The sequence below is a fragment of the Bradyrhizobium sp. 192 genome (assembly GCF_023100965.1).
Taxonomy (GTDB): domain Bacteria; phylum Pseudomonadota; class Alphaproteobacteria; order Rhizobiales; family Xanthobacteraceae; genus Bradyrhizobium; species Bradyrhizobium symbiodeficiens.
On sequence record NZ_CP064690.1, the window covers coordinates 5,399,268 to 5,425,463 of the forward strand.

Sequence of the window (26,196 nt, forward strand, 5' to 3'; positions counted from 1 at the left end):
ATGGCCGTCGTGATCGCGGCGCTGCTGCCGGTCTTCATCCTCATCGTGCTCGGCGTGGTCTTGAAGCGCAGCCTGATGCGGCTCGACACGCAATGGCACGGGCTGGAGCGGCTGACCTATTTCGTGCTGTTTCCAATGCTGCTGATCCAGACGCTGGTGAAGGCCGACCTCTCCAGGGTGCCGGTCGCCGGTGTCGGCGGCGCGCTGCTGCTGTCGGCGCTGGCGATGTCGCTGCTCTGCCTCGCGCTGCGCCCGGCCCTGGCGCGGCTCGATATCGACGGCCCCGCCTTCACCTCGATCTTCCAGGGCGCGACGCGCTGGCAGACCTACGTGGCGCTGTCGGTCTCCGCCAACCTGTATGGCGATGTCGGGCTGGCGCTGGCGTCGGTGGCGATGGTCGCGATCATTCCGCTGGTCAACGTCTTCAGCGTCGCGGTGCTCGCACATTACGCAGCGCCGGAGAAGCAGTCAGCACGGACCATCGCCATAACGGTGATCCGCAATCCCCTGATCTGGGCCTGTGTCATCGGCCTCGCCATCAACGTCATGCATCTCCCGTTGCCGAAGATCTGGCACGAGGTGGCCGACGCGCTCGGCCGCTCCTCGCTCGCGATCGGCCTGCTCGTCACCGGCGCGGGCCTGCAGCTCAAGGGACTGCTCCGCCCCAGCCTCGGCGCGACGCTCGGCGTGGCGTTCAAGCTGGTGCTGATGCCATTGCTCGCGTTGGCGCTCGCCTTGTGGTTTGGGCTATCGGGCAACAGTCTTGCGATCGTCGCGATCTGCGCGGCGGTCCCGACCTCTCCCAGCGCCTATGTCCTCGCCCGCCAGATGGGCGGTGACGCACCGCTGCTGGCGCAAATCATCACGCTGCAGACGATCCTGGCGACGATCACCATGCCGATCGCGATCGCGCTGGTGGCCTAGCTCCCCAGCCACATCGTCAGCACCACAGCGGTCAGATTGTTCATCGCGTGCAGCGCGATGGTGAGCCAGAGTGAATTCGCGCGATAGCGCATGTAGCCGAACCACAGTCCGATGGTGAAGACCTCGGCGAGGAAGTAGATGTCGTATTGCAGGTGCACGACCGTCCAGACCAGCGACGACAGCAGGATCGCGCCAGGCACGCGCAAAAAGCTCGCCGACCAACCGCGATAGAGGAAGCCGCGCGCCAGGATCTCCTCCGACATCGGCGCGGCCACGCTGAAGGCGAACAGCAGCAACAGCGCCGCGCCCTTGTCGCGGCCCGATTTCAACAGATCGGTCATGAAGCCCGGCGTCGCCTCGCGGCCGAGCGCGCGCGACATCGTCTCCCAGACCACCACGATCAGGATGAGGCCGACGGCACCGAACAGCAGTTGCTTCCAGGACGGCCAGTGCAGCGCGAGATAATCGACGAAGGAGGCCTTCTTGATGGCAATGGCCAGCCACACCGCCAGAAGCGTTGCCGGCAGTCCCATGATGACCGAGAGCGCGAGCGCCTGCGGCTCGTGGCCGATCGCCTGGACCGAGGCGAGGTCCATGGGAAGACCACGCAGCGCCGCCAGCAGGACGACGGCGCCGATCTGCCCGACGAACATTGCGGCGAAGATGATGAGGCCCCACAACGCCGTGCCCCAGAACAGCCAGACGCGCGGCGGCGCAGGCGTCACGGTCAGCGGCGGATGGTCGGGATTGAGGGAGTCCATCAATGGGCTTTCGTTCGGAACACTCACGGCAGCGCCCGCTCCAGCAGCCCGCGAGCCCCGCCGCTGTCGAGCTCGACCGCGCCGTACATGCTGGCGTGATTGGCCGCAAGGCGCGTGCTCGCGAACAGTTCGGCATTGCGCGGCGACACGCTGTTCAGCGCCGCCGCAGCGGCCAGCAGCGCCAGCTTCTCGACGGCGAGGCGCGCGACGCGCTCGCCATCGGCGCGCCGAAAAGTCTTGTCGATGAAGCTGGCCGCCTCGCCCGCCCCAGGCAAACCCTTCGTCTCGGCCGCTAACGCCTGCAACACGGCCGTCGCCGCCTCCGGCTCGCGCGAGAGCGCGCGCAGCACGTCGAGGCACATCACGTTGCCGGAGCCTTCCCAGATCGCGTTGACCGGCGCCTCCCGGTAATGTCGCGCCAGGATGCCGTCCTCGACATAGCCATTGCCGCCCAGGCACTCCATGGCTTCATAGAGGAACGGCGGCGCACTCTTGCAGGTCCAGTATTTGATCGCGGGCGTCAGCAGCCGCATATAGGCGGCCTCCGCCGCATCGTGCGGCGTGCGGTCGAAGGCGCGGCAGAGCCGCATCACCAGGGCCGTGCTCGCCTCGACATGCAGCGCCATGTCCGACAGTACCGCCTGCATCAGGGGCTGGTCGGCCAGATGCTTCTGGAACACGCTGCGGTGACGGGCGTGATGCAGTGCATGCGCGAGCCCCGAGCGCATCAGACCGACCGAGGCGATCGCGCAATCCTGCCGCGTCAGCTGCACCATCTGAATAATGGTGCGGATGCCCTTGCCCTCCTCGCCGATCCGTTCGGCGTAGGCACCCGTGAATTCGACCTCGGACGAGGCATTGGAGCGATTGCCGAGCTTGTCCTTCAATCGCTGGAACTGGATCGCATTCACGGAACCGTCCGGCGCGAAGCGCGGCATGAAGAAACACGTCAGGCCCTGCTCGGCCTGCGCCAGCACCAGGAACGCATCGCACATCGGCGCCGACATGAACCATTTGTGGCCGGTGATGTGATAGGCTTCGCCGTCACGGACGGCGCGCGTCATGTTGGCGCGCACGTCGGTGCCGCCCTGCTTCTCGGTCATGCCCATGCCGAGCGTCCTGCCGCGCTTGTCCCACCACGGCGCGAACGTGGAATCGTAGCTCTTGGTCGACAGCACCGGCATCACGCGGCCGAGCAGATCCGGCTGCATCGCCAACGCACCGACCGAGGCGCGCGTCATCGTGATCGGACAGAGATGGCCGGTCTCGACCTGAGCTGCCATGTAGAATTTTGCCGCGCGGATCACTTCGGCGGCATCGCCCGCCGGTTTGCCGTTCGCAGTCCACGTCGAATTGTGCACCCCGGCATGGGCGCTGTGCGCCATCAGTTCATGATAGGCCGGATGAAACTCCACCTGGTCGCGGCGATTGCCTTTTGCGTCGAAGCTGCGCAGCTTCGGTGTATTCTCGTTCGCCAAACGCCCGCGATCGGCCATCGCGGCCGAGCCCCATTGCCGGCCGAACTCTGACAGCTCGCGCTCCGCCGCCGCGCCGCCATTGGCCTTCACCGCGTCCACCAGCGGACGATCCACGGCGAACAGATCGACGTCCTCGAACGGCGGCGACTGGTTGAAGACCTCGTGGGTCGCAAAGCTCGGCTGCGTCATCGGGTTTCCTCGGCGCGGACTCAGTTCCGCCGCGGCTGGATCGGAAAATCATAGGGCGCCCCGCCGGCCCCCGGCAGGGAAAAATGCCACCACTCCTTCGCATAGTTCACAAAGCCTTGCCTGGCCATCGCAGCCACCAGCCGCTTGCGCCAGGCGCGCTGCTCCGGCGTGACCGCCGGTGCCGAAGTATGGCCCTTCGTGTCGGTACAGTCGTAGCCGGTGCCCATGTCGACGCTGCCTTCGGGTGCCCGCGCTTCGACCGGCGCGGTGCAATCGGCATAGCTCCTCGACGGGTCGTACTTGCCCGAATTGTCAACTTTGAGATCGACCAGCGTGAGATCGAGCGCAGCGCCCGTCGAATGCTGCGAGCGACTCGCGATGTAACCAAGGCGGAACAGCTCGGTCTTGGGGATTTTGGGATTGTAGCGCCGCTCGGCCGCGGTCTCATGACCGTTCTGCGACCACTTGACCATATCGAGCGAGGCCCGCGCCGGCCGGTAGCAGTCGAACATCTTCAGCGAGAGATTTTGCGCCGTCAGCTCCTGCTGCACCGCCTTCAGCCGCAGAACCACCTCCCGCTTCACCACGCATTCACCGGCATTGTAGCCGGCGAGCGGACGGCCGACGAAATTGTTCGCGGTGGCGTAGCGGATGTCCTGGATGATGCTGGGATCGACGTCGCGCAGGTAGACGAATCCGCCGGGGAGCGATTGGGCGTGGGCGGCGCCAACAAATGCTGCAACCAAGAGCGCTGTCAGAGTTGTCTTCAACGGGAGCCTCCACATCGTCATGGCCGGGCTTGTCCCGGCCATCCACGGCCTTATTTGCGTCAAATGCGATAGAAGAAGGTGGATGCCCGGGACATAGGCAAGCGGAAGCGACGCCGTCCTTCGGACGGCTATGCCCGGGCATGACGATCGACGTCTTACCAGACTCCTCAGGGGATAACTCCCCGCCCCGGCATTGGCCCTTGCCCCCTCAGCCATCCGCGCCTATAGCTCTCGCTTTAATGACATCGAAATCGACCTTCGTCCTCGGCCACCGGCATTTGCTGGGGATCGAGGGCCTTTCCGCGGCCGACATCAGCGGCCTCCTCGACCTGTCCGAAGAATATGTCGAGCTCAACCGCCAGGTTGACAAGAAGCGCACCGTCCTGCGGGGACGGACGCAAATAAACCTCTTCTTTGAGGCCTCGACCCGGACCCAGTCCTCATTCGAGCTCGCGGGAAAGCGACTCGGCGCCGACGTCATGAACATGTCGGTCGCGTCCTCGTCCATCAAGAAGGGCGAGACGCTGATCGACACCGCGATGACGCTGAACGCGATGCACCCGGATATCCTGGTGATGCGCCACCACGCCTCCGGCGCGGTGGAACTGCTGGCGCGCAAGGTTGACGGTTCCGTGATCAATGCCGGCGACGGCGCCCATGAGCATCCCACGCAAGCCCTGCTCGACGCGCTCACGATCCGCCGCAACAAGGGCCGGATCGAAGGCCTCGTGGTCGCGATCTGCGGCGACGTGCTGCATTCGCGTGTCGCCCGCTCTAACATCATTCTGCTCAATACGATGGGCGCCCGCGTCCGCGTGGTCGGCCCCACCACACTGCTGCCGCCGGGCATCGAGCGGATGGGCGTCGAGGTGGCCCGCGACATGCGCGAGGGGCTGAACGGCGCCGACATCGTCATGATGCTGCGGCTGCAGCGCGAGCGCATGAACGGCTCCTTCGTGCCGTCGACCTCGGAATATTTCCACTATTTCGGGCTCGACCAGAAGAAGCTCGCCTACGCCAAGCCCGACGCGCTCGTGATGCATCCCGGACCCATGAACCGCGGCGTCGAGATCGACTCGATCGTGGCCGACGGCGCCCAGTCCCTGATCCGCGAACAGGTGGAGATGGGCGTCGCCGTGCGCATGGCGGTACTGGAAGCGCTCGCCCGTAACCTGCCGAACGCGTGATGCCGATGTTGATTGATCGCCGCCCCATCCTGCTCGCCAATGCCCGCGTAGTCGATCCCTCCAGGGATTTCGACGGTGTCGGCGACGTCCTGATCGCCGATGGCGCCATCCGCGAGACCCGCCGCGGCATTGGAGCTGCCGGCGTCCCCGAAGGCACCGACATCGTCAACTGCGCCGGCAAGATCGTCGCGCCCGGCCTGATCGACATGCGCGCCTTCGTCGGCGAACCCGGCTTCAGCCACCGCGAGACCTTTGCCACCGCAAGTCAGGCGGCCGCGACCGGCGGCATCACCACCATCATCTGCCAGCCCGACACTTCTCCGGTGATCGACAATTCGGCGACCGTCGACTTCGTGATGCGCCGCGCCCGCGACACCGCGATCGTCAACATCCAGCCGATGGCAGCCCTCACCAAGGGTATGCACGGCCACGAGATGACCGAGTTCGGCCTGCTCAAGGTTGCGGGTGCCATCGCCTTCAGCGACGGCGTCCGAAGCGTGACCAACGCGCTGGTGATGCGCCGTGCGCTGACCTACGCCCGCGATTTCGACGCGCTGATCGTGCACTTCACCGAGGACCCCGATCTCGTCGGCGAAGGCGTGATGAACGAGGGCGAGTTCGCATCGCGGCTCGGCCTGATGGGCATCCCGAATGCCGCCGAGGCTGTGATCCTCGAACGCGACATGCGCCTCGTCGCGCTCACTGGGGGCCGCTATCACGCGGCCTCGCTGACCTGCACGGACTCGCTGGAGGTCCTCCAACGTGCCCGCGACGCCGGTCTCGCCGTCAGCGCCTCGGTCTCGATCAACCATCTTGCGCTGAACGAGAACGACATCGGCCCCTATCGTTCCTTCCTGAAACTGTCACCGCCGCTGCGCACCGAGGATGACCGCCGTGCGCTGGTTGCCGCAATCGCCTCCGGCCTCCTCGACGTCATCATGTCCGACCACAATCCGCAGGACGTCGAGGTCAAGCGCCTCCCCTTCGCCGAAGCCGCTCCCGGCGCCGTCGGTCTGGAAACCATGCTGCCCGCCGGCCTCCGCCTCGTGCACAATGGCGAGTTGGACCTGAAGACGCTGATCCGCGCGATGTCGACCCGCCCGGCCGAGTTGCTCGGCCTTCCTGGCGGAACCCTGCGCGTGGGCAGCCCGGCCGACGTCATCGTGATCGACCCCGACGTGCCGTGGGTGGTCGATCCCGCCGAGCTCAAATCGCCCTGCAAGAATACCCCGTTCGACGAGGCCCGCTTTACAGGCCGCGTGGTGCGCACCATTGTCGGCGGTCGAACGGTGTATGAGCATGTCTGACGTGCGCAATCGTTCGGCTTGGAAGTCAGGACTTTGGAGACGCAGCCATGTGGGGAGACGCAGCCATGGGGCTTGAAGCATTTTTGCCGGTGGCCTTCGTCATCGGCTACCTCCTCGGCTCGATCCCGTTCGGACTGGTCCTGACCAGGCTCGCCGGCACCCAGGATATCCGTTCGATCGGCTCCGGCAGCATCGGCGCCACCAACGTGCTGCGCACGGGCAGCAAGGCTCTTGCCGCCGGCACGCTGTTGCTCGATGCGCTTAAGGGCACGGCGGCGGTGGTGATCGCCGGCTACATCGCAGGACCCAATGCCGCCATGGTGGCCGGGCTCGGCGCCTTCCTCGGCCATCTCTTCCCGGTCTGGCTCAAATTCAAAGGCGGCAAGGGCGTGGCCGTCTATATTGGCATCCTGCTCGGCCTGTTCTGGCCCGGCATGGTGGTGTTCTGCCTGATCTGGCTGGCGACCGCCTTCACCACACGCTACTCCTCGCTCTCCGCGCTGGTGGCGGCGTTCGTCACGCCGATGTTCCTGTGGTGGTTCGGGCATCTCGCATTGGCCGCGCTGACGGCGTTGCTGACGCTGCTGACGTTCTACGCGCACCGCGAGAACATAAAGCGCTTGCAGACCGGCAAGGAGAGCCGGATCGGCGAGAAGGCGTAGTCGCGTCCCGAACCGCGTCGAGGTAAAGTCTTCGAAGCCGGGGCATCTACGGATACCGAGGCTCCTCTGCGCATTATATGTCAAATCCTGTTCGCAACTGCCGACCTTCTCGCGGCCGGGAGTAGCGAACAGGCTCCATGCCTGTCATCCTGACAGTGGAAATGACGTTACGCGGTTGCTCGGAATGAGCGAAAAGATCGACGGCATCCATGACGAAGCTGGCTTGCAGGGCACTGCAGCGAGCCGGCTGCTGTCGACGACCTGCATCTGGTCCGATGCCGCCACACCGCCTCCAGCGCCCACAGCCGTTTCGCCGCCCGCGCCCGCCGCAACTGCGCCGGTCGAGGCCGTCACGGCGGCTGCTCCGGTTGAGCAGGCTCGTTTCACCAAATGGCCGCCGCGAAAGCTCTCGCTGGCGCTGCAGGGTGGCGGCACCTTTGCCGCCTTCACCTGGGGCGTGCTGGAACGGCTGCTGGAAGAGCCGATCGAGATCGACACCGTCAGCGGCGCCAGTGCCGGCGCCATCAATGCGCTCCTGCTCGCCTCCGGCCTCGCGGAGGGCGGCCGCGAAGCTGCGCGGGCACGGCTGAGCCGATTCTGGCTCCGCCTGATGCACGAGGCCTCGTTCCGCTCGCTGATGCTGGTCGGCGGCTTCTCGCCGGCGGGAAGCTCGGTCGCGTTCGGCCCGACCTTGCGCTCCGGCCGGTTCGATCCGATCGATCTCGATCCGCTGCGGCAGGCGCTGTCGCGCGACATCGATTTCGCCGCGCTGCTCAATCCGGGCTGCCCGAAGCTTTTGATCGCGGCGACACGGATCCGCGACGGCCAGCAGCAGATCTTCCGCAACGAGGCCATCACCGCCGACGTCGCGCTGGCCTCGACCTGTCCGCCCTTGGTTCACTGCGCCGTCGAGATCGAGGGCGAAGCCTATTGGGACGGCGGCTTCGGCGGCAATCCGCCGTTGCTGCGGCTGGCGCAAGAGACCTCGACGGCCGACGTCCTGCTCGTTCAGGTCACACCGGCGCGCGACAGCTACGTGCCGATCACGCTCGCCGCGATCGACCGCAGGCTCGACCAGATCGCAGCTAACGCCGCGCTCAATGCCGAGATCGCCGCGATCGAATGGGCGCAGGCGCATGCCGCGCCCTCGCTGCGCCTCACCAGGATCGCGGCGGAAGATTCCGTTGACGGCCTGGCGCAACGCTCATCGACCGATCTCGGCCGCGGCTTCATTCGCCTGCTGCACCGGAGCGGTCGTCACGCTGCCGAGCGCTGGCTCGGGCAAGATGCAAAGGCCGGCGCAACGTTCGCCGCGCCCGCCGCTGTCGCCTTCGAACCCGCGCTAGCCTGAATTCGCCAGCGCGTTCTCCAGAAACCATGCCGTCGCGAGTGCGACGGGATCGTTGCCGAAGCGCGCGATCACCTGCACGCCGACAGGCAGGCCACCCACCTTCAGCACCGGCACGTTGACGCAAGGATTGCCCATCAGCGTCCAGAGCCGGTTGTAGCGGGGATCGCCTGTGCTCGCGAGCTCCTTGGCCGGCGGCGTGCCTGGCGCGGAATAGGTCAGGAGCACGTCGACGCCCTCGAATACTTCGCTGAGCTCGCGGCGGCCGCGGCGGCTGATCCGGCGCGCCTCGTCGTATTCCTTCGGCGTCAGATGAGCGGTGGCATCGAGGCTTGCCCGCAGCATCGGCGCGATCTCGTCGTGACGCTCCGAAAACTCCCAGGCCAGCGCGCGATGCGCCTCGAAATCCTGGACGATGGGATGGATGCGCCAGGCCTCCTGCACCGCCTCGGGCAGATCGATGACCTGCACGCGGGCACCGGCGCGCTCCGCCGCCTTGATCGCGGCCTGCAAGCCCTCCTCGGCGGCCGGCTCGACGGCGCCGGCAAACTCCTGCCTGACCACGCCGATGCGCGGCGATTTCGCCGGAACGATGCCGGCAAACTCGGTGCGCCCCGTCATCGCCAACAGTCCGTGCGCAAGATCTTCCGCGCGCGATCCGAACAGGCCGACGGTGTCGAGCGCCCACGAATAGCACTTCACGCCGACCGTCGGCAGCATCCGGAACGACGGCTTGATCGCGGCGGTCCCGCAATAGGCCGCCGGCCGGATCACCGAGCCGCCGGTCTGGGTGCCCAGCGCCAGCGGAATCATGCCGGCACCGACTGCTGCCGCCGAGCCCGAGGACGAGCCGCCCGGCGTATGCCCTGTGTTGTGCGGATTGAGCGTCGGGGTCGGATCGCGCGAGGCGAACGCCGTCGTGGTGGTCTTGCCGATGATGGTGGCGCCCGCCCGCTTCAGCATCATCACGACCGGCGCATCGGCGCGCGGCTGCCAGCCGCGATAGATCTCCGAGCCCATCTCGGTCGGCATATTAGCGGTGTCGATGATGTCCTTGATGCCGACCGCGATGCCGCGCAACGGGCCAGAGGCTTGCGCCTTCGCGGATTTGTCGTGACGGACGAAGGCGTGGACGTCCTTCTCGCGCGCCTCGATCGCCGCATGCGACTGGGCGATGGCGGCTTCAGGCGAAAGCCCGCCCGCTTCGATGCGGCGCTGGAGGTCGGCGAGTGAGATCATGGCAATACCCTTCTTATTGGCATCGCTTTTAGCATCGGAGCGGGGCCACGCAAGCGCACGGAGCTGTTGCGCAACGCCCTCTGGTTGTTCCATGCTGGCGCTGCAAGGAGCCGCCGTGGACGCCATCAATCCGAGCATAGAGCTGACCGAGGCTGAACGGATCGACCGCCTGCGGCTGATCCGCTCCGACAATGTCGGCCCGCGCACCTTCCGTTCGCTGGTCGATCATTTCGGCAGCGCGCGGGCGGCGCTGGAGCGGCTGCCTGATCTGGCGCGCCGCGGCGGTGCGCAGCGCTCGGGGCGCATCTGCAGCGCGGACGAGGCCAAGGCCGAGCTCGCCGCGAGCCGCAAATTCGGCATCGCCTGGCGCGCGCCCGGCGAGGACGGCTATCCGGCCCGGCTGGCGATGATCGACGATGCGCCGCCGCTGCTCGCGGTGCGCGGCGATACTAAGACCTTGATGCGGCCGATGATTGCCATCGTCGGCTCGCGCAACGCCTCCGGCGCCGGGCTGAAATTCGCAGGCCTGCTGGCGCGCGAGCTCGGCGAAGCCGGCTTCATGGTCATCTCCGGGCTCGCGCGCGGCGTCGATCAGGCCGCGCATCGCGCCAGCGTCGCAAGCGGCACCGTCGCGGTGCTGGCCGGCGGCCAGGATTGCATCTATCCGCCCGAGCATGGCGATTTGCTCACAGCGATCCTCGACAACGCGGGCGCTGCGATCTCCGAGATGCCGCTCGGCCACGAGCCGCGCGCCCGCGACTTCCCCCGCCGCAACCGGCTGATCTCGGGCGCCTCGCTCGGCGTCGTCGTGGTGGAAGCCGCGCACCGCTCCGGCTCGCTGATCACCGCGCGCATGGCGGCCGAACAGGGCCGCGAGGTGTTCGCGGTGCCGGGCTCGCCGCTCGATCCGCGCGCCGCCGGCGCCAATGATCTGATCAAGCAGGGCGCGACCCTCGTCACGGAAGCTGCCGATATCGTCAACGCGATCGCGCCGATCATGGAACGGCCGCTGATGCACCCGATAAGCGAGCCCGACAGCGAGCCGTTCGAGACCGATCCGCAAGGCCACGACCGCGACCAGATCACCGGCCTGCTCGGCCCCACGCCCATCTCGATCGACGATCTGGTGCGGATGTCCGGCGCCTCGCCCGCGATCGTGCGCACCGTGCTGCTGGAGCTCGAGCTTGCCGGCAAGCTGGAGCGTCACGGCGGCGGGCTGGTGTCGCTGCTTTAGCTGTCGTTGCGTTGATCGAACTTCGTGCGCGCCGCCTCGATCTGCATCAGATGGTCGATCGCCCACTGCCCGAGCTCTTTCACCGGCTGTTGCAGCCCGCGACCGAGATCGGTCAGCTCGTAATCGACGCGTGGCGGAATGGTCGGAAAGATCGTGCGCGTGACCAGGCCGTCGCGCTCCAGCCCGCGCAGCGTCAAGGTCAGCATCCGCTGCGAGATGCCGTTGATCATGCGCTTGAGCTCGTTGAAGCGTTTCGGCCCATCGCTGAGCATCATGATGACGAACACGCTCCATTTGTCGCCGACGCGCGACAGGACCGAAGCCACGCCGCGGCAGTCGGCGTGGTCCGGATCCGGCAGCCGCGGTGCAGGCAAACCGGTGTTCTCAGGTTTCAAGGATGTGCCCATGGCTCAAAAAAGTGCGTTCTTGCGGGGATTTCGGCAGTCACTCATGTAGCTCTGGTTACAAACTTATACCAGGATGATCCCAAATGAAACTGCTCCATATCGACTCCAGCGTGCTCGGCCCCCATTCCGTCTCCCGACAGGTCTCCGCGGCCATCGTCGACCGGCTCCGGCAGACGACGCCCTCGCTGGAGATCGTCTACCGCGACCTGACCCTGACCCCGCTGGCCCACCTCTCCGGCTCGCACCTCGCGGCTGCGCAAGGCGCTCCTGCCCCGGCAGAACTCGGACCCGACCTTGCCGCAAGTGCGGCCGCGCTGGACGAGTTCCTGGCCGCCGACATCGTCGTGATCGGCGCGCCCATGTACAATTTCACGATCCCGAGCCAGCTCAAGGCCTGGATCGATCGCATCCTGGTGGCAGGCAAGACGTTCAGCTACGGGGCGAATGGGCCGCAGGGCCTTGCCGGCGCCAAGCGTGTGATCGTGGCAATCTCGCGCGGGGGCCATTACGGCGCGGACATGCCGACCGCCGCTGGCGAGCATCTTGAAACCTACCTGCGCTGGGTGTTCGGCTTCATCGGCATCACCAATCCCGAATTCATCTTCGCAGACGGCATCCAGCTCGGCCCGGAGCACCGCGAAAAGGCGATTGCCGGCGCGCTGCAATCGGCAACGACCCTGCGCGCGGCCTGAGGCTTCGGCAAGATCGGCCGCCGCTCGCAAGACGTGGGAACCGGCCGGCGCAACCCGCGAGGATCGCGCCGGCCGATTCAATTTTCACTTCACTCGATCAGCCGCGATAGATCGGCGCGCCGCTCGGCGAGGCCACCGCGCCGCCGTCGACGAAGATCTCCTGGCCCTGCACATGCGCGGAATCATCGGAAGCGAGGAACAGCACCGTCTTCGCAACGTGATCGGTTTCGCCGAGGCGCCCCAGCGGCGTCGACAGCGCGATCCGCTTCTCGAATTCCTTCTCGGCTTCCGGCGTTGCCGTTGCAGGTCCCCAGATCGGCGTGCGGATCGCGCCGGGCGCGACCACGTTGACGCGGATGCCGCGCGGCGACAGCTCCGAGGCCATGATCCGCGCCATCGCCCGTACGCCGGCCTTCGCCGCGCCATAAGCGGAGTAGCCGGGAATCCCGAGCACGGAGATGACCGAACCGTTGAGGATGATCGAAGCGTTGTCGTTGAGGTAAGGCAGCGCCGACTGCACAGTGAAGAACACGCTGGTCAGGTTGGTGCTGATGACTTTCTCGAAGACCTCGAGCGCGGCTGAGCCGAGCGGCGTGCCGCCGGCGATGCCGGCATTGGCGAACACGATGTCGAACTTGCCGAATTTCTCGGCGCCCTGCTTGATGGCGGCTTCGGTCGCGGCGATGTCGGTGGCGTCCGCAGCGAGCGTGAGTGCATTGGGCCCCAGCTCCTTCGCCGCCGCTTCCAGCGTCTGCTTGTTGCGTCCGGTGACCACCACCTTGGCGCCTTCGGCCACGAACAGCTTGGCCGTTGCCAGCCCGATTCCGCTATTGCCCCCGGTGATCAGGGCCGTCTTGTTCTTCAGTCTCACATTCGCCTCCAGTAGTTGCATCATAAAACTATATTGCCATCTAAGGCATATGGTTTTATGATGCAACCACACAAGCGCGTGATCGGCACGCCAATCGTGCGAACGCGACAGGACCGAAAACGATGGTGAAACGAACGAGCTTCGAGGGCGATGCCTGCCCGATCGCGCGGTCGCTCGATGCGCTGGGCGATTGGTGGTCGCTGCTGATCATCCGCGAGGCGCTGTTCGGCCTGCGTCGGTTCGGCGAATTCCAGAGCAAGCTCGGCATGGCCAAGAATATCCTGGCGGCGCGGCTGCGCTCGCTCGTCGACCACGGCATCCTGGCAACCGCCCCCGCCTCTGACGGCAGCGCTTATCAAGAGTATGTGCTGACCGCGAAGGGCCGCGGCACTTTCCCGATCCTGCTAGCGCTACGGCAATGGAGCGAGGCGTTCGACGATCACCCAGAGGAGATCGCGACCATTTTGGTGGATCGTGAAAAAGGCCGCCCGGTGAAGAGGCTCGAAATGCGTGCGGAGGACGGGCGGCTGCTTAGCCCGGCGGATACGATGCTGAAGCCGCGACCGGCGCCGCGACGGCGGTCGGCCTGACCACGCACAACTGCGACCGCATCGTCATTGCGAAGACGGTTGAAGCTGCGCACTCCCATCCATCACCGTCATCCCGAGGCGCAAGCCTCACGACAGCTTGCGCTTGCTCCGCAGCCGCAGGTGCTCGTCGGCCTCCAGCTTGGTCATGCCAAGGAGATAATGCAGCACGTCGAGCTTGTGACGCTCGGCAAGCTTGCGCAACGCGCCGACCTGCTCGGCGATGAAGGTGACAGCCTCGTCCGCGCCGCCCTCCCCCGGTTCGTCGTGACGCGAGCCTCCCGGCGCGCCTGATACGGCGCGCGCCCGTTTCTTTCCCGGCCTAGTCAACAGACCCCACCCGAATCCATGCCCCGTGGAAACATTACGCCGATAGCGATCGCAACTCCAAGGTGGTATTTTGCAACTTTCTCGATATGAAACTTTTCCCATCCGGGGGGCTTTCAACAGCCTCCGATTTGACAGCGGAGGCCTCACCACCCATGTTCGGGTCGAAACGGCCGACCCGAGTCCTTTCGTTTTCGGCCCCCAATTTTCCCATAAGTTACTGGAACTACATGAATATCGTCATTGTGGAGTCGCCGGCGAAAGCCAAGACGATCAACAAGTATTTGGGCTCGTCCTATGAGGTTCTGGCCTCGTTCGGCCATGTCCGCGACCTGCCCGCGAAGAACGGCTCCGTCGATCCCGATGCCAATTTCAAGATGATCTGGGAGGTCGACCCCAAGGCGGCCGGCCGGCTCAACGACATCGCCAAGTCCCTGAAGAACGCCGACCGCCTGATTCTCGCCACCGACCCTGATCGTGAGGGCGAGGCCATCTCCTGGCACGTGCTGGAGGTGCTGAAGGAAAAGCGCGCGCTGAAGGACCAGAAGATCGAGCGCGTGGTGTTCAACGCCATCACCAAGCAGGCGGTCACGGACGCGATGAAGCATCCGCGCCAGATCGACGGTGCGCTGGTCGACGCCTATATGGCGCGCCGTGCGCTGGACTATCTGGTCGGCTTCACCCTCTCCCCTGTGCTGTGGCGCAAGCTGCCGGGCGCCCGCTCGGCCGGCCGGGTGCAGTCGGTCGCGCTGCGCCTAGTCTGCGACCGCGAACTCGAAATCGAAAAATTCGTGGCCCGCGAATATTGGTCGCTGATCGCGACCCTGTTGACGCCGCGCGGCGATGCCTTCGAGGCCCGCCTGGTCGGCGCCGACGGCAAGAAGATCCAGCGCCTCGACATCGGCACCGGCGCGGAAGCCGAAGACTTCAAGAAGGCGCTGGAGACGGCCGCCTACGCCGTGACCTCGGTCGACGCGAAGCCCGCCCGGCGCAATCCGCAGGCGCCCTTCACCACCTCGACGCTGCAGCAGGAAGCCAGCCGCAAATACGGCTTTGCGCCGGCGCACACCATGCGCATCGCCCAGCGCCTCTATGAAGGCATCGACATCGGCGGCGAGACCACCGGACTCATTACTTATATGCGTACCGACGGCGTGCAGATCGATCCGTCCGCGATCACCCAGGCTCGCAAGGTGATCGGCGAGGATTACGGCAACGCCTACGTCCCGGACGCGCCACGCCAGTACCAGGCCAAGGCCAAGAACGCCCAGGAAGCGCACGAAGCGATCCGCCCGACCGACATGTCGCGTCGCCCCGACAGCATGAGCCGCAAGCTCGATTCCGATCAGGCCCGGCTCTACGAGCTGATCTGGAAACGCACCATCGCGAGCCAGATGGAATCGGCCGAGCTCGAGCGCACCACGGTCGACATCACTGCGAAGGCAGGTTCCCGCACGCTGGAGCTCCGCGCCACCGGCCAAGTCGTCAAGTTCGACGGCTTCCTCGCGCTCTACCAGGAAGGCCGCGACGACGAAGAGGACGAGGATTCCCGCCGCCTGCCCGCGATGAGCCCGAACGATGCGCTCAAGCGGCAGTCGCTCGCCGTCACGCAGCATTTCACCGAGCCGCCGCCGCGCTTCTCCGAGGCCTCGCTGGTCAAGCGCATGGAAGAGCTCGGCATCGGCCGGCCCTCGACCTATGCCTCGATCCTCCAGGTGCTGAAGGACCGCGGCTACGTCAAGCTGGAGAAGAAGCGCCTGCACGGCGAGGACAAGGGCCGCGTCGTGGTCGCGTTCCTGGAAAGCTTCTTCGCCCGCTACGTCGAATACGATTTCACCGCCAATCTGGAGGAGCAGCTCGACCGCATCTCCAACAACGAGATCTCCTGGCAGCAGGTGCTGAAGGATTTCTGGACCGGCTTCATCGGCGCCGTCGACGAAATCAAGGATCTGCGCGTAGCCCAGGTGCTGGACGTGCTCGACGACATGCTGGGACAGCACATCTATCCGCCGCGGACGGACGGCGGCGATATCAGGCAGTGCCCGAACTGCGGCACCGGCCGTCTCAATCTCAAGGCCGGCAAGTTCGGCGCCTTCGTGGGCTGTTCGAACTATCCGGAGTGCCGCTACACCCGTCAGCTCGCCGCCGATGGCGAGGCTAGTGCCGATCGTTCGCTCGGCCAGGACCCCGAGACCGGTCGCGATGTCTGGGTCAAGGCCGGCCGGTTCGGTCCCTATATCCAGCTCGGTGAGCAGAAGGATTACGCGGAAGGCGAGAAACCGAAGCGCGCCGGCATCCCGAAGGGCACCTCGCCCGGCGATGTCGAACTCGAACTTGCGCTCAAGCTGCTGTCGCTGCCGCGCGAGATCGGCAAGCATCCCGAGACCGGTGAGCCGATCACCGCAGGCCTCGGCCGCTTCGGGCCGTTCGTCAAGCATGAGAAGACCTATGCCAGCCTGGAAGCTGGCGACGAGGTGTTCGACATCGGCCTCAATCGCGCGGTGACGCTGATCGCGGAAAAGGTCGCCAAGGGCCCGAGCCGACGCTTCGGCGCCGATCCCGGCAAGGCGATCGGCGATCATCCGACGCTCGGCACCGTCACCGTGAAGGGCGGCCGCTACGGCGCCTACGTCACGGCCGGCGGCGTCAACGCGACGATCCCGAGCGACATCGAAAAAGACGCCATCACGCTACCGCAGGCGATCGCGCTGATCGACGAGCGCGCGGCCAAGGGCGGCGGCAAGAAGCCGAAGAAGGCGGCGAAGCCTGCCAAGGCCAAGAAGGCTGCAGAGAAGGCCGCGGACGGCGATGACGCCGCGCCAAAGAAGAAACCGGCCGCGAAAAAGGCGGCCAAAACCAAATCCGGATCCACCAGCAAGGCGCGCGCAGCCGTGTCGTCGACCGCAAAAACGTCGCCGACCAAGGCCGCCGCCACCAAGGCTCCGGCCAAGAAGAGTGCCGGCAAGACTTGAGATCAAGAAGTAGAGGTTAAGTGAAACGCAAGAATGACCATGGCTTTCCCGAGCGGCAAGCCATCGTCGCCTTCATCAAGGCAAATCCCGGAAAGGTCGGGACCCGCGAAATTGCGCGCGAGTTCGGCCTGAAGAACGCCGATCGCGTCGAGCTCAAGCGCATATTGCGCGAACTCGCCGACGACGGAACCGTTAAGAAGAAGCGCCACAAGGTGTCCGAACCGGACGCACTGCCGCCGACCCTGGTCGCCGACATCACCGGCCGCGACGCTGACGGCGAGTTGATCGCCTCCCCCACCGAATGGGACGAGGTCGAAAGCGGCGAGCCCCCCAAAATCCGCATTCTGATGCCGCGCCGGCCAAAGCCGGGCACCGTCGCCGGCGTCCGCGACCGCGTGCTGCTGCGCGTCGAGCCGTCCTCCGAGACCGAAGGCCCGGCCTATCTCGGCCACATCATCAAGGTCTTCGACAAGGCCAAGAGCCGCATCCTCGGCGTGTTCCGCGCACTTCCCGAAGGTGGCGGACGGCTTGTCCCCGTCGACAAGAAATCCGCCGACCGCGAGCTGAACATCGCCTCGGCCGACACGAACGGCGCGCAGGACGGCGATCTCGTCAGCGTCGACATCGTCCGCACCCGCAGCTTTGGCCTCGCCTCCGGCCGCGTGAAAGAGAAGCTCGGCTCCGTCAAGTCGGAGAAGGCGATCAGCCTGATCGCGATCTATGCCCACGACATCCCGCTGCAATTCTCGCCCGCCGCGATGCGCGATGCGGAAGCGGCCGAGCCGGCCAATTTGAAGGGCCGCGAGGATTGGCGCGACGTGCCGCTTCTCACCATCGATCCGCCGGATGCCAAGGATCATGACGACGCGGTGCATGCGCAGCCGGATGACGATCCCAACAACAAGGGCGGCTTCATCGTCAACGTCGCCATTGCTGATGTGAGTTTCTACGTCCGGCCTGGCAGCGCGCTCGACCGCGACGCGCTCGATCGCGGCAACTCGGTCTATTTCCCCGACCGCGTCGTGCCGATGCTGCCCGAGCGGATCTCGAACGATCTCTGCTCGCTGGTGCCGGGCGAGCCGCGCGGCGCGCTCGCGGTGCGCATGGTGCTCGGGCCCGACGGCCGCAAGCGCTCGCACAGTTTCCATCGTATCCTGATGCGGTCGGCGGCAAAGCTCAGCTACGCGCAGGCGCAGGCCGCGATCGACGGCCGGCCGGACGACACCACCGGTCCCCTGCTCGATCCAATCTTGAAACCGCTCTATGCAGCCTATGCCTGCGCCAAGCGCGCGCGCGACGAGCGCGATCCGCTCAATCTCGATCTGCCCGAACGCAAGATCCTCCTGAAGAGCGACGGCACGGTCGACCGCGTCGTGGTGCCCGAACGTCTCGATGCCCACAAGCTGATCGAGGAGTTCATGATCCTCGCCAACGTCGCGGCCGCGGAGATGCTGGAGAAGAAATCCCTCCCGCTGATCTACCGCGTGCACGACGAGCCGACGCTGGAGAAGGTCCACGCGCTCGCGGAATTTCTGGAGACGCTCGACGTTCCCTTCGCCAAATCAGGCGCGCTGCGACCCACGCCGTTCAACCGCGTTCTGGCCCAGCTCGAAGGCCATGATTACTATCCGCTGGTCAGCGAAGTCGTGCTGCGCGCCCAGGCACAGGCCGAATACTCCTCCGAGAATTACGGGCACTTCGGCCTGAATTTGCGCCGCTACGCGCATTTCACCTCGCCGATCCGCCGCTATGCCGATCTCGTCGTGCACCGCGCGCTGGTCCGCGCGCTCGGCCTCGGCGAAGGCGCCCTGCCCGACAGCGAGACGCCGGAAACCCTGAGCGAAGTCGCCGCCCACATCTCGGTGACCGAACGGCGCGCCATGAAAGCGGAGCGCGAGACCGTCGACCGGCTGATCGCCCATCACCTCGCCGACCGCATCGGCGCGAGCTTCCAGGGCCGCGTCTCCGGCGTCACCCGCGCCGGGCTCTTCGTCAAGCTGGCTGAAACCGGCGCCGATGGACTGATCCCGATCAGATCCCTCGGCACGGAATATTTCAACTATGACGAGAGCCGACACGCCCTGGTCGGCACGCGCAGCCGCACCATGTATCAGCTGGGAGACGTGGTCGACGTCTGCCTGATCGAAGCAGCTCCGATCGCAGGCGCGCTGCGCTTCGAGCTGCTGTCGTCCTCCAGTGAGGCCGCGCCGCGCGAACGCAGGACATCCGGTCCGCAACGCCGCCCCTCGCTCAAAGCGCATCCCGGTCGCAGCCCGGACAGAAAACGCAAGCCGCCGAAGCCAAAGCCCGGCAAGAAGGGCAAAGGCAAGAGTAAGGGCAAAGGCAAGAAGGGCAAGGCATGGTGACCATCAGCACGGCCCCGAAAATCTGGACGCGCGAGACAGGTCTCGTCGAGAAGCGCGATCTGTGGACGGCGATGAAGCGCGGCTTTCGCGGCCGCTGCCCGCGCTGTGGCGAGGGCAAACTGTTCCGCGCCTTCCTGAAGACGGCGGACAATTGCTCGGTGTGCGACCTCGATTTCACGCCGCACCGCGCCGACGATCTGCCAGCCTATCTCGTCATCGTCATCGTCGGCCACATCGTGGTGCCCTCGATCCTCTGGATCGAGACCAACTACACGACGCCGGTCTGGCTCAGCTTCGCAGCCTATCTGCCCTTCACCTTCGTCGCCTCGCTCGCGCTGCTGCAGCCCGTCAAGGGAGCTGTGGTCGGCCTGCAATGGGCTCTGCGCATGCACGGGTTTGACGACAACCCTCCGGATGGTATTCCGCCTGTGTAAGCAAGAAGCAAAAAGCGTTTGGGTGAGGACATGACGGATACGACGCAAACCGCTGAAAAGGCCAAGATCCACGAGGGCAAGGAAGCCGACCACCATCCCTATTTTCGCCCGCGGGATGCCGCGACGCTGATCCTGGTCGACCGCAGCAGCACCACGCCAAAAGTCCTGGTCGGCAAGCGCCACGACAAGGTGGTGTTCATGCCCGGCAAGTTCGTCTTCCCCGGCGGGCGCGTCGACAAGGCCGACTATCGCGTGCCCTGTGCCGCGCCCGTCACCGCCGAGCTGGAAGCCAATCTCGCCAAGGGCAGCCCGAAGACGCCGGCTTCGCGCGCAAAGTCGCTCGCCGTCGCCGCGATCCGCGAGGCCTGCGAGGAGACCGGTCTCTGCCTCGGCCGCAAGGCGGAGATCAAGGCGAAGCTGGAAGGTCCGTGGCAGCCGTTCGCGGATGCCGGCCTGCTGCCCGATCCCTCCAGCCTGTTCCTGATCGCGCGCGCGATCACCCCGCCCGGCCGCGTCAAGCGGTTCGACACGCGCTTCTTCACGGCGGACGCCTCCGCGATCACCCACCGCGTCGACGGCGTGATCCATGCCGATGCCGAACTGGTCGAGCTGGTCTGGGTCGAGCTCGGCTCCAAGCCGCTGGCCGACCTGCATCCGATGACGCGCAACGTGCTCAACGAGCTCCACACCCGCCTCGCCACCGGCCCGCTCCGCCACGACGCGCCGGTGCCGTTCTTCCATTTCTACGGCGGCAAGATGCAGAAGGATATTTTGGGCTGAGCGGCGCTCGCCCTCTTTCTCAAGGTAGCCGCATACGAACACTCACCAGAGGCCGTCATGCCCGGGCTTGTCCCGGGCATCCACGTTCTTCGCGCGCCGAGGCGAGCCGTGGATGGCCGGGACAAGCCCGGGCATGACGCTGTGAAAGCATCGGCGCCCCGGAATGACGAGAACGTGCTGAGCACACATCGAAAAACAAAATAATCTTCCCGCCTCCCCCAATGGCGGAGTTCCCACTCATGCCTATGTCTTTCTCAACGTCACCAAGAACGGACACCGGGCGATGGCACAACGGCAACTCAAGCTTGGCGCGTTCATGCGCCCGATCAGCATCCATACCGGCGCCTGGCGCTATCCCGGGGCCTGGCCCGACGCCAATTTCAACTTTTCGCACATCAAGACGCTGATCCGGAAGCTCGAGGCCGGCAAGTTCGACGCCTTCTTCATGGCCGATCATCTGGCCGTGCTGAACATGCCGATCAATGCGCTCAAGCGCAGCCATACCGTGACCTCGTTCGAGCCGTTCACGCTCTTGTCAGCGCTGTCGGCCGTCACCGAGCGGATCGGCTTGATCGCGACGGGCTCGACCACGTTCGACGAGCCCTATCACGTCGCGCGCCGCTTCGCCTCGCTCGATCATCTCAGCGGTGGCCGCGCCGGCTGGAACATCGTCACGACGTCGAACCCGGACGCGGCGCTGAATTTCGGCCTCGACGACCACATGGAGCACGCCGAGCGTTACAAGCGCGCCCGCGAGTTCTACGACGTCGTCACGGGCCTGTGGGATTCCTTCGCCGACGACGCCTTCGTGCGTGATGTCGAGAGCGGCCTGTTCTTCGATCCATCGAAAATGCACACGCTCGACCACAACGGCAAATATCTGAAGGTGCGCGGCCCCCTCAACATCGCCCGTCCCGTGCAGGGCTGGCCCGTGATCGTGCAGGCCGGCGCCTCCGAAGACGGCAAGCAGCTCGCCGCCGAGACCGCGGAAGCCGTGTTCACCGGCGGCGGCAGCCTCGCCGACGGGCAAAAGCTCTACGCCGACATCAAGGGCCGCATGGAGAAGGTTGGCCGCGATCCAGAACATCTCAAGATCCTCCCCGGCGCCTTCGTCGTGGTCGGCGACAGCGTCGACGAAGCCAGGGAGAAGCGCGCGCTGCTCGACCGCCGCGTGCATTACGACAGCGCCATCGCCTCGCTGTCCGTCATCCTCGGCACCGATGCCTCCGGCTTCGATCCCGATGGCCCGCTGCCCGATATCCCCGAAACCAACGCCAGCAAGAGCGGCCGCCAGCGCATGGTCGACCTCGCCAGGCGCGACAAGCTGACCGTGCGCCAGCTCGCCCAGCGCGTCGGCGGCTATGGCGGGCTCTCGTTTGTCGGCACCGCCAAGACCATCGCCGACCAGATGGAGGAATGGCTGGTCGGGCGCGGCTCTGACGGCTTCAACATCATGTTCCCGTTCCTGCCCGCCGGCCTCGACGATTTCGTCGACAAGGTGGTCCCGGAGCTGCAGCAGCGCGGGATTTTCCGGAAGGAGTATGAAGGGCCCACTTTGAGGGAGAATCTCGGCCTGCCCCGGCCGAAAAACCGGTTCTTCGAGGCCTCATAGTTCTCAGTAGTGGTATCGACATTGGGCGATGACGAGTTGTTGCGCGTCATCCTTGCCCTGAAGGCGATACACCAGCCGGTGTTCGCCCGTGATGCGGCGAGACCACCAGCCGCGCAGATCATGTTTGAGGGGCTCCGGCTTTCCGATCCCCTTGAACGGATCTCTCTTAATGTCCTTGATCAGATCGTTGATGGCCGAGAGGATTTTTTCGTCCTCTTGCTGCCATCGCAGGTAGTCTTGCCAGGCGATCTCGGTCCAGGCGATCAGCATGTCGCCTAGCCGGTCGAGCCGGGCTCGATCAATTCATGCGCGACGAGCTTGCCTTCGTCGGCCTCCTTGATGGAGCGCAGAAGGCGTGCGGCATTGGCCGGGCTCTTCAGAAGATGGACCGTCTCCACAAGACCCTCATACTCTTCCTCCGAGAGCATCACCACGCTGCGGGCGTTCTGGCGCGTCACAACGAGAGGCGCGCGATCGTCGCAGACCTGATCCATGTAGGCCGCAAGATTTCCCCGCAGCTCCGTGTACGAAACGTGCGCCATAGCAATTCTTCCTCGTCCGCATTGTACAGATAATCGTACATATCATTGTACATAAGCTTTTACAAGGAGTGACCGGCAGGTCGAGCGGCTCTCTGCGATAGCTCCGTTGATATCTGATGGGACCGAATTGAGTGGTTTTCCGGCCCCAAAACCTTGACATCAGGCGGTTTCTGGCTAGGTTGCCGGCCAACGCGGGCCGTTTGGCCCGCTCCAGATTCCTTTCATTCCTGAGGTTCAGAACATGGCCAAAGCGGTCACCATCAAGGTCAAGCTCGTGTCCTCGGCCGACACCGGCTTCTACTACACCGCCAAGAAGAATTCGCGCACCATGACCGACAAGCTGGTCAAGAAGAAGTACGACCCCGTCGCGCGCAAGCATGTCGAATTCCGCGAAGCCAAGATCAAGTAAGAAGATCAAGTAAGATCGCGGACGTTACCGACTTTGACGGGGCCCTTACGGGCCCCGTTTTCGTTTTCGACTCCGTTCGTGTCCCGGACGCGGTGCAGCATGCAACGCTGCTCTGGGATCCAGAACGCGACACGACACCATGCGGATACATGGGCCCCGGCTCTGCAGCACACCACACCGGACGATGCTTCGCATCGCCGGAAACGCTGCGCGGCGTCCGGGGCACGAGTGCTGAGCCTAGGCGTACCGTCGAAGTGTTGGCTCCGCCATGCGCGCAGAGGACGACGTCGAAGCCGAACGATCCATGTCGACCTCGGGCAGCGAGCGGACCTCGAGTGACGACGTTGACCCTCATCAAGCGGCGAAGCAGCGCAGTCCTCTACGCTCAATCGAAATTGTCCATGAGAAGCGCACCCATGCTTCCTTTTACGCTTGAGCAGTTCCTCAACGTTTTCGCGACCTACAACAAGGCGATCTGGCCCGCGCAAATTTTGGCTTACGTGCTCGGAGCCGTCGCCGTGGCCGCCCTTTTTCGGAAAGGCCGTGCCTCCGACCGCATAGTCTCATCCGTCCTTGGATTGATGTGGCTAAGCACCGGCATTCTCTATCACGGCGTCTTCTTCTCGTCGATAAACAAGGCCGCGTTCGCCTTTGGCGCCTTGTTCGTGGCAGAGGGCGCGGCACTCCTCTACACTGGTATCGTCCGCGATGCTCTTCGCTTCGCGATCAATTACGGCTTTCGAGCGGCGATCGGCGCAGGGTTCATTCTCTACGCATCTCTCGTTTATCCGCTGATCGGGATCGCGACGGGGCATCCCTGGCCGACGTTGCCGATGTTCGGAGTTTCTCCCTGCCCTGTCACGATCTTCACCTTCGGTCTGTTGCTTATGACGACCGACCGCTTCTCGTACTGGCTTCTGGTGATCCCCTTCATATGGTCAGTCATCGGCGGGAGCGCTGCTATCCTCCTGGACGTTCGGCAGGATTGGCTGCTCTTGGTGAGTGGCTTCATTGCCGTTCCGATCCTCGTCGTCGGCAACCGACATGCACGCGCCGCAGCTGACGAGGCCAGATTGACGCCTTCAATCGAATTGCGCCCATGATCGCGACGGGCAGCAGCGACCGCTGAGAACGGGCAACCTGGCATGCCTTCAGGCAATAGGATTTGGAAGGCAGTCGTTGCAGGGTTGTGCGGAAGCATCGCGCATTCGCTGCTGATGTATTTCAAGTCCTGGGCCGGACTACTTCCGTCGTTCGAGCCCTACGAAAGTCTCCAGACGACGCTGAGCCATGTGACCGGCACTGCAATCCATCCCGTGGTGCCTTGGCTACTTTCATTCCTGAACGGCTCAACCTTCGTCAGTCTCGCCTTTGGACATCTCTATCGGTGGCTGCCAGGCAAGATCGGCGCGATCAAAGGAATGGCATACGGCGTGCTCGGATGGGCGATCATGGGGACGGTGTTCTTTCCCATGATCGGGCTTGGGTTATTCGCATTCCAGGCTGGACTGGGCATTTCGCCGGCACTGTTCTCGCTGGCGATGCTCCTGACATACAGCGTGATCCTGGGCATCGTTAACGACGCGCTCAATTCCTGACTTGCTGGAACAGGAGATCAGGCAACTCCGCTTTGGGTCAAACATGGCCGTTACTTTGCCGGCTGATTCCTGCGTCCGTTGATTCAGCTCAACAAAGTCCCGGTCGACCTTGTTACTAAGTTTCAACCAATATCCCATCGCGAAGCGATGCGGCTCCAGAACGGGAGATGACCGATGGCCAACAAGGAAGTCGTGATCTGCTCACCCGTGCGTACCGCGATCGGCACGTATGGCGGCGCGCTGAAGGATCTGCCTGCGGTGGATCTCGGCGCCGTGGCGATCCGTGCAACGCTTGAACGCGCGAAACTGTCGCCCGGCGATGTCGGCACCATCGTCATGGGCAACGTCATTCAGGCCGGCAACAAGATGAACCCGGCCCGGCAAGCGGCCATTCAAGGCGGCGTTCCGGTTGGTGTTCCGGCGCTGACGGTCAACCGTGTCTGTGGCTCGGGTGCGCAGGCGATTGCCAGTGCTGCTCAGGAGGTGATGCTCGGATTCATTGACAGCGCGATTGCCGGCGGCATGGAGAACATGGACCGTGCCCCGTATCTCATGGGCTCCGGGCGCTGGGGCTATCGCATGGGTGATGCGAAGATTTTCGATGCGATGCTGATGGACGGTCTCAATGACGCCTTCTCCGGTCAACATTCCGGATGGCACACGGAAGATCTCGCGGCCTCGCATCAGATCACTCGCGAAGAGCAGGACCGTTGGGCCGAACGCTCGCAACAGCGCTTTTCCGTGGCCCAGGCGGGCGGCAAGTTTGCCGCGGAAATCGCGGCAGTCGAAATTGCCTCCCGCAAGGGTCCGACAAAATTCGACAAGGACGAGCACAACCGGCCCGATACCACGATCGAAAGCCTCGGAAAGCTGAAGCCGGCGTTCCGTAAAGATGGCACCATTACGGCCGGCAACGCGCCCGGGCTCAACACCGGCGCGGCGGCGATGATCGTGGCCGATCGCGCCTGGGCCGAAAAGAAGGGCCTGGTGCCGATTGCGCGCCTGGTCGCCTACGGGATCGGCGCCGTCGAACCAGGCATGTTCGGATTGGGTCCGGTTCCGGCGGTCAAGCAGGCGCTCGACCGGGCCGGCTGGAAAAATTCGGATATCCAGCGCATCGAAATCAACGAGGCCTTCGCGGCGATCGCAATTGCGGTTGCGAAGGACTTGGGTCTCGACGCCGGCATCGTCAATGTGGAGGGCGGCGCGATCGCGCATGGTCATCCGATCGGTGCATCCGGCGCGGTGCTCACCACCCGACTGCTGCATTCGATGAAACGCGATGGTGTCAAAAAGGGTATCGTCACTCTTTGCATCGGGGGCGGCCAGGGAATTGCGCTTGCGCTTGAATCGATGAACTGACCCCGCCTTCGCGAAATGAAGATACGATGCGCCTGGACGCGCCGGTCTTCAGGCGTGACGGAACCGTTGAGCCGATGAGTGATCTTGCGAGCAAAGCTGATCGCGGCGCCCGGACCGGTCGACGCTTCGTCGTATGAC

Annotated in this window: 26 protein-coding genes; 17 read left to right on the plus strand and 9 right to left on the minus strand. The window is 64.9% G+C overall.

Annotated elements, in window-relative coordinates; genetic code table 11:
* Window positions 1–924, plus strand: coding sequence for an AEC family transporter (locus IVB24_RS24990; protein ID WP_247769389.1), 924 nt, complete (start codon window positions 1–3; stop codon window positions 922–924).
* Here the strand turns inward: IVB24_RS24990 and IVB24_RS24995 are convergent.
* Genes IVB24_RS24995 through IVB24_RS25005 form a run of 3 tightly spaced genes read right to left on the minus strand, consistent with a single transcriptional unit; the run spans window position 921 to window position 4,122 of the window.
* The gene (locus IVB24_RS24995; RefSeq protein ID WP_247774168.1) at window positions 921–1,685 is read right to left on the minus strand and encodes a type II CAAX endopeptidase family protein; all 765 of its coding nucleotides are present in this window, start codon (window positions 1,683–1,685) and stop codon (window positions 921–923) included. The genes IVB24_RS24990 and IVB24_RS24995 overlap by 4 nt on opposite strands.
* A 23-nt stretch (window positions 1,686–1,708) precedes the next feature.
* On the minus strand, window positions 1,709–3,352 hold the full coding sequence (locus IVB24_RS25000) for an acyl-CoA dehydrogenase family protein (protein ID WP_247769391.1): 1,644 nt from the start codon (window positions 3,350–3,352) through the stop codon (window positions 1,709–1,711).
* Window positions 3,353–3,372: 20 nt separating this feature from the next.
* Window positions 3,373–4,122 carry a M15 family metallopeptidase gene (locus IVB24_RS25005; RefSeq protein ID WP_247769392.1) on the minus strand — a complete coding sequence of 250 codons (750 nt, stop codon included), beginning with the start codon at window positions 4,120–4,122 and terminating at the stop codon, window positions 3,373–3,375.
* 239 nt (window positions 4,123–4,361) lie between these two features.
* On the opposite strand from IVB24_RS25005, the gene IVB24_RS25010 reads away from it, so the two are divergent.
* The 4 genes from IVB24_RS25010 (at window position 4,362) to IVB24_RS25025 (ending at window position 8,629) form a co-directional block, all read left to right on the plus strand.
* The gene (locus tag IVB24_RS25010; RefSeq protein WP_094977536.1) at window positions 4,362–5,309 is read left to right on the plus strand and encodes an aspartate carbamoyltransferase catalytic subunit; all 948 of its coding nucleotides are present in this window, start codon (window positions 4,362–4,364) and stop codon (window positions 5,307–5,309) included.
* Complete coding sequence (locus IVB24_RS25015; RefSeq protein ID WP_247769393.1) at window positions 5,309–6,616, plus strand: dihydroorotase; 1,308 nt, start codon at window positions 5,309–5,311, stop codon at window positions 6,614–6,616. The genes IVB24_RS25010 and IVB24_RS25015 overlap by 1 nt, the downstream gene beginning before the upstream one ends.
* A gap of 65 nt (window positions 6,617–6,681) precedes the next feature.
* A complete protein-coding gene (gene plsY, locus IVB24_RS25020) occupies window positions 6,682–7,278 on the plus strand; it encodes a glycerol-3-phosphate 1-O-acyltransferase PlsY (RefSeq protein WP_094977534.1) in 597 nt (198 codons plus the stop codon).
* 184 nt (window positions 7,279–7,462) lie between these two features.
* A complete protein-coding gene (locus IVB24_RS25025; protein WP_247769395.1) occupies window positions 7,463–8,629 on the plus strand; it encodes a patatin-like phospholipase family protein in 1,167 nt (388 codons plus the stop codon).
* On the opposite strand, the gene IVB24_RS25030 is transcribed toward IVB24_RS25025, so the two are convergent.
* Window positions 8,621–9,865: an amidase gene (locus IVB24_RS25030; protein ID WP_247769396.1), complete on the minus strand. Its 1,245-nt coding sequence runs from the start codon at window positions 9,863–9,865 to the stop codon at window positions 8,621–8,623. The genes IVB24_RS25025 and IVB24_RS25030 overlap by 9 nt on opposite strands.
* Window positions 9,866–9,956: 91 nt before the next feature.
* On the opposite strand from IVB24_RS25030, the gene dprA reads away from it, so the two are divergent.
* A complete protein-coding gene (dprA, locus tag IVB24_RS25035; protein WP_247769401.1) occupies window positions 9,957–11,099 on the plus strand; it encodes a DNA-processing protein DprA in 1,143 nt (380 codons plus the stop codon).
* Here the strand turns inward: dprA and IVB24_RS25040 are convergent.
* On the minus strand, window positions 11,096–11,506 hold the full coding sequence (locus IVB24_RS25040) for a helix-turn-helix domain-containing protein (protein ID WP_094977531.1): 411 nt from the start codon (window positions 11,504–11,506) through the stop codon (window positions 11,096–11,098). The two genes, dprA and IVB24_RS25040, sit on opposite strands and share 4 nt — an antisense overlap.
* An 83-nt stretch (window positions 11,507–11,589) precedes the next feature.
* On the opposite strand from IVB24_RS25040, the gene IVB24_RS25045 reads away from it, so the two are divergent.
* On the plus strand, window positions 11,590–12,198 hold the full coding sequence (locus IVB24_RS25045; RefSeq protein WP_247769402.1) for an NAD(P)H-dependent oxidoreductase: 609 nt from the start codon (window positions 11,590–11,592) through the stop codon (window positions 12,196–12,198).
* Window positions 12,199–12,295: 97 nt separating this feature from the next.
* Here the strand turns inward: IVB24_RS25045 and IVB24_RS25050 are convergent, their stop codons facing one another.
* Window positions 12,296–13,069, minus strand: a complete 774-nt coding sequence (locus IVB24_RS25050) for an SDR family oxidoreductase (RefSeq protein ID WP_162406561.1) — start codon at window positions 13,067–13,069, stop codon at window positions 12,296–12,298.
* A 122-nt stretch (window positions 13,070–13,191) separates the two neighbouring features.
* Here IVB24_RS25050 and IVB24_RS25055 point away from each other — a divergent pair, with 122 nt between their 5' ends.
* The gene (locus tag IVB24_RS25055) at window positions 13,192–13,659 is read left to right on the plus strand and encodes a helix-turn-helix domain-containing protein (RefSeq protein ID WP_247769404.1); all 468 of its coding nucleotides are present in this window, start codon (window positions 13,192–13,194) and stop codon (window positions 13,657–13,659) included.
* Between the two features lie 87 nt (window positions 13,660–13,746).
* Here IVB24_RS25055 and IVB24_RS25060 read toward each other — a convergent pair whose 3' ends face one another.
* Window positions 13,747–13,986, minus strand: a complete 240-nt coding sequence (locus tag IVB24_RS25060; RefSeq protein WP_140480069.1) for a hypothetical protein — start codon at window positions 13,984–13,986, stop codon at window positions 13,747–13,749.
* 227 nt (window positions 13,987–14,213) lie between these two features.
* Here IVB24_RS25060 and topA point away from each other — a divergent pair, with 227 nt between their 5' ends.
* From topA to IVB24_RS25085, 5 genes are all read left to right on the plus strand, one after another.
* Window positions 14,214–16,955, plus strand: coding sequence for a type I DNA topoisomerase (gene topA / locus IVB24_RS25065; protein ID WP_247769406.1), 2,742 nt, complete (start codon window positions 14,214–14,216; stop codon window positions 16,953–16,955).
* A gap of 20 nt (window positions 16,956–16,975) precedes the next feature.
* Window positions 16,976–19,321, plus strand: coding sequence for a ribonuclease R (gene rnr / locus IVB24_RS25070; RefSeq protein ID WP_247769410.1), 2,346 nt, complete (start codon window positions 16,976–16,978; stop codon window positions 19,319–19,321).
* Entirely contained in the window at window positions 19,315–19,755 is a 441-nt protein-coding gene (locus IVB24_RS25075; RefSeq protein ID WP_247769411.1) for a DUF983 domain-containing protein, read from the plus strand. The genes rnr and IVB24_RS25075 overlap by 7 nt, the downstream gene beginning before the upstream one ends.
* A 30-nt stretch (window positions 19,756–19,785) precedes the next feature.
* Window positions 19,786–20,535 carry an NUDIX hydrolase gene (locus IVB24_RS25080; protein WP_247769412.1) on the plus strand — a complete coding sequence of 250 codons (750 nt, stop codon included), beginning with the start codon at window positions 19,786–19,788 and terminating at the stop codon, window positions 20,533–20,535.
* 283 nt (window positions 20,536–20,818) lie between these two features.
* A complete protein-coding gene (locus IVB24_RS25085) occupies window positions 20,819–22,147 on the plus strand; it encodes an LLM class flavin-dependent oxidoreductase (RefSeq protein WP_247769413.1) in 1,329 nt (442 codons plus the stop codon).
* Between the two features lie 3 nt (window positions 22,148–22,150).
* Here IVB24_RS25085 and IVB24_RS25090 read toward each other — a convergent pair whose 3' ends face one another.
* Both IVB24_RS25090 and IVB24_RS25095 read right to left on the minus strand, forming a co-directional pair.
* On the minus strand, window positions 22,151–22,417 hold the full coding sequence (locus tag IVB24_RS25090; protein WP_094977521.1) for a Txe/YoeB family addiction module toxin: 267 nt from the start codon (window positions 22,415–22,417) through the stop codon (window positions 22,151–22,153).
* A 5-nt stretch (window positions 22,418–22,422) separates the two neighbouring features.
* A complete protein-coding gene (locus IVB24_RS25095; protein ID WP_094977520.1) occupies window positions 22,423–22,689 on the minus strand; it encodes a type II toxin-antitoxin system prevent-host-death family antitoxin in 267 nt (88 codons plus the stop codon).
* 241 nt (window positions 22,690–22,930) lie between these two features.
* On the opposite strand from IVB24_RS25095, the gene rpmG reads away from it, so the two are divergent.
* The 4 genes from rpmG to IVB24_RS25115 all read left to right on the plus strand — a co-directional run bounded on the left by rpmG (window position 22,931) and on the right by IVB24_RS25115 (window position 26,058).
* Window positions 22,931–23,098 (plus strand): 50S ribosomal protein L33, encoded by a 168-nt coding sequence (gene rpmG / locus IVB24_RS25100; protein WP_008139339.1) that lies wholly within the window; start codon window positions 22,931–22,933, stop codon window positions 23,096–23,098.
* Window positions 23,099–23,442: 344 nt separating this feature from the next.
* Entirely contained in the window at window positions 23,443–24,201 is a 759-nt protein-coding gene (locus IVB24_RS25105) for a DUF6064 family protein (protein WP_247769414.1), read from the plus strand.
* 42 nt (window positions 24,202–24,243) lie between these two features.
* On the plus strand, window positions 24,244–24,696 hold the full coding sequence (locus tag IVB24_RS25110; RefSeq protein ID WP_247769415.1) for a DUF6789 family protein: 453 nt from the start codon (window positions 24,244–24,246) through the stop codon (window positions 24,694–24,696).
* Between the two features lie 174 nt (window positions 24,697–24,870).
* Window positions 24,871–26,058: an acetyl-CoA C-acyltransferase gene (locus tag IVB24_RS25115; protein ID WP_247769416.1), complete on the plus strand. Its 1,188-nt coding sequence runs from the start codon at window positions 24,871–24,873 to the stop codon at window positions 26,056–26,058.
* Window positions 26,059–26,196: the final 138 nt, after the last annotated feature.

Coding starts and splice junctions, on each gene's coding strand:
- IVB24_RS24990 (WP_247769389.1), top strand. CDS start 1: ATGGCCGTCGTGATCGCGGCGCTGCTGCCGGTCTTCATCCTCATCGTG.
- IVB24_RS24995 (WP_247774168.1), bottom strand. CDS start 1,685: ATGGACTCCCTCAATCCCGACCATCCGCCGCTGACCGTGACGCCTGCG.
- IVB24_RS25000 (WP_247769391.1), bottom strand. CDS start 3,352: ATGACGCAGCCGAGCTTTGCGACCCACGAGGTCTTCAACCAGTCGCCG.
- IVB24_RS25010 (WP_094977536.1), top strand. CDS start 4,362: ATGACATCGAAATCGACCTTCGTCCTCGGCCACCGGCATTTGCTGGGG.
- IVB24_RS25015 (WP_247769393.1), top strand. CDS start 5,309: ATGCCGATGTTGATTGATCGCCGCCCCATCCTGCTCGCCAATGCCCGC.
- plsY (WP_094977534.1), top strand. CDS start 6,682: ATGGGGCTTGAAGCATTTTTGCCGGTGGCCTTCGTCATCGGCTACCTC.
- IVB24_RS25025 (WP_247769395.1), top strand. CDS start 7,463: ATGAGCGAAAAGATCGACGGCATCCATGACGAAGCTGGCTTGCAGGGC.
- IVB24_RS25030 (WP_247769396.1), bottom strand. CDS start 9,865: ATGATCTCACTCGCCGACCTCCAGCGCCGCATCGAAGCGGGCGGGCTT.
- dprA (WP_247769401.1), top strand. CDS start 9,957: ATGCTGGCGCTGCAAGGAGCCGCCGTGGACGCCATCAATCCGAGCATA.
- IVB24_RS25040 (WP_094977531.1), bottom strand. CDS start 11,506: ATGGGCACATCCTTGAAACCTGAGAACACCGGTTTGCCTGCACCGCGG.
- IVB24_RS25045 (WP_247769402.1), top strand. CDS start 11,590: ATGAAACTGCTCCATATCGACTCCAGCGTGCTCGGCCCCCATTCCGTC.
- IVB24_RS25055 (WP_247769404.1), top strand. CDS start 13,192: ATGGTGAAACGAACGAGCTTCGAGGGCGATGCCTGCCCGATCGCGCGG.
- topA (WP_247769406.1), top strand. CDS start 14,214: ATGAATATCGTCATTGTGGAGTCGCCGGCGAAAGCCAAGACGATCAAC.
- IVB24_RS25075 (WP_247769411.1), top strand. CDS start 19,315: ATGGTGACCATCAGCACGGCCCCGAAAATCTGGACGCGCGAGACAGGT.
- IVB24_RS25080 (WP_247769412.1), top strand. CDS start 19,786: ATGACGGATACGACGCAAACCGCTGAAAAGGCCAAGATCCACGAGGGC.
- IVB24_RS25085 (WP_247769413.1), top strand. CDS start 20,819: ATGGCACAACGGCAACTCAAGCTTGGCGCGTTCATGCGCCCGATCAGC.
- IVB24_RS25090 (WP_094977521.1), bottom strand. CDS start 22,417: ATGCTGATCGCCTGGACCGAGATCGCCTGGCAAGACTACCTGCGATGG.
- IVB24_RS25095 (WP_094977520.1), bottom strand. CDS start 22,689: ATGGCGCACGTTTCGTACACGGAGCTGCGGGGAAATCTTGCGGCCTAC.
- rpmG (WP_008139339.1), top strand. CDS start 22,931: ATGGCCAAAGCGGTCACCATCAAGGTCAAGCTCGTGTCCTCGGCCGAC.
- IVB24_RS25110 (WP_247769415.1), top strand. CDS start 24,244: ATGCCTTCAGGCAATAGGATTTGGAAGGCAGTCGTTGCAGGGTTGTGC.
- IVB24_RS25115 (WP_247769416.1), top strand. CDS start 24,871: ATGGCCAACAAGGAAGTCGTGATCTGCTCACCCGTGCGTACCGCGATC.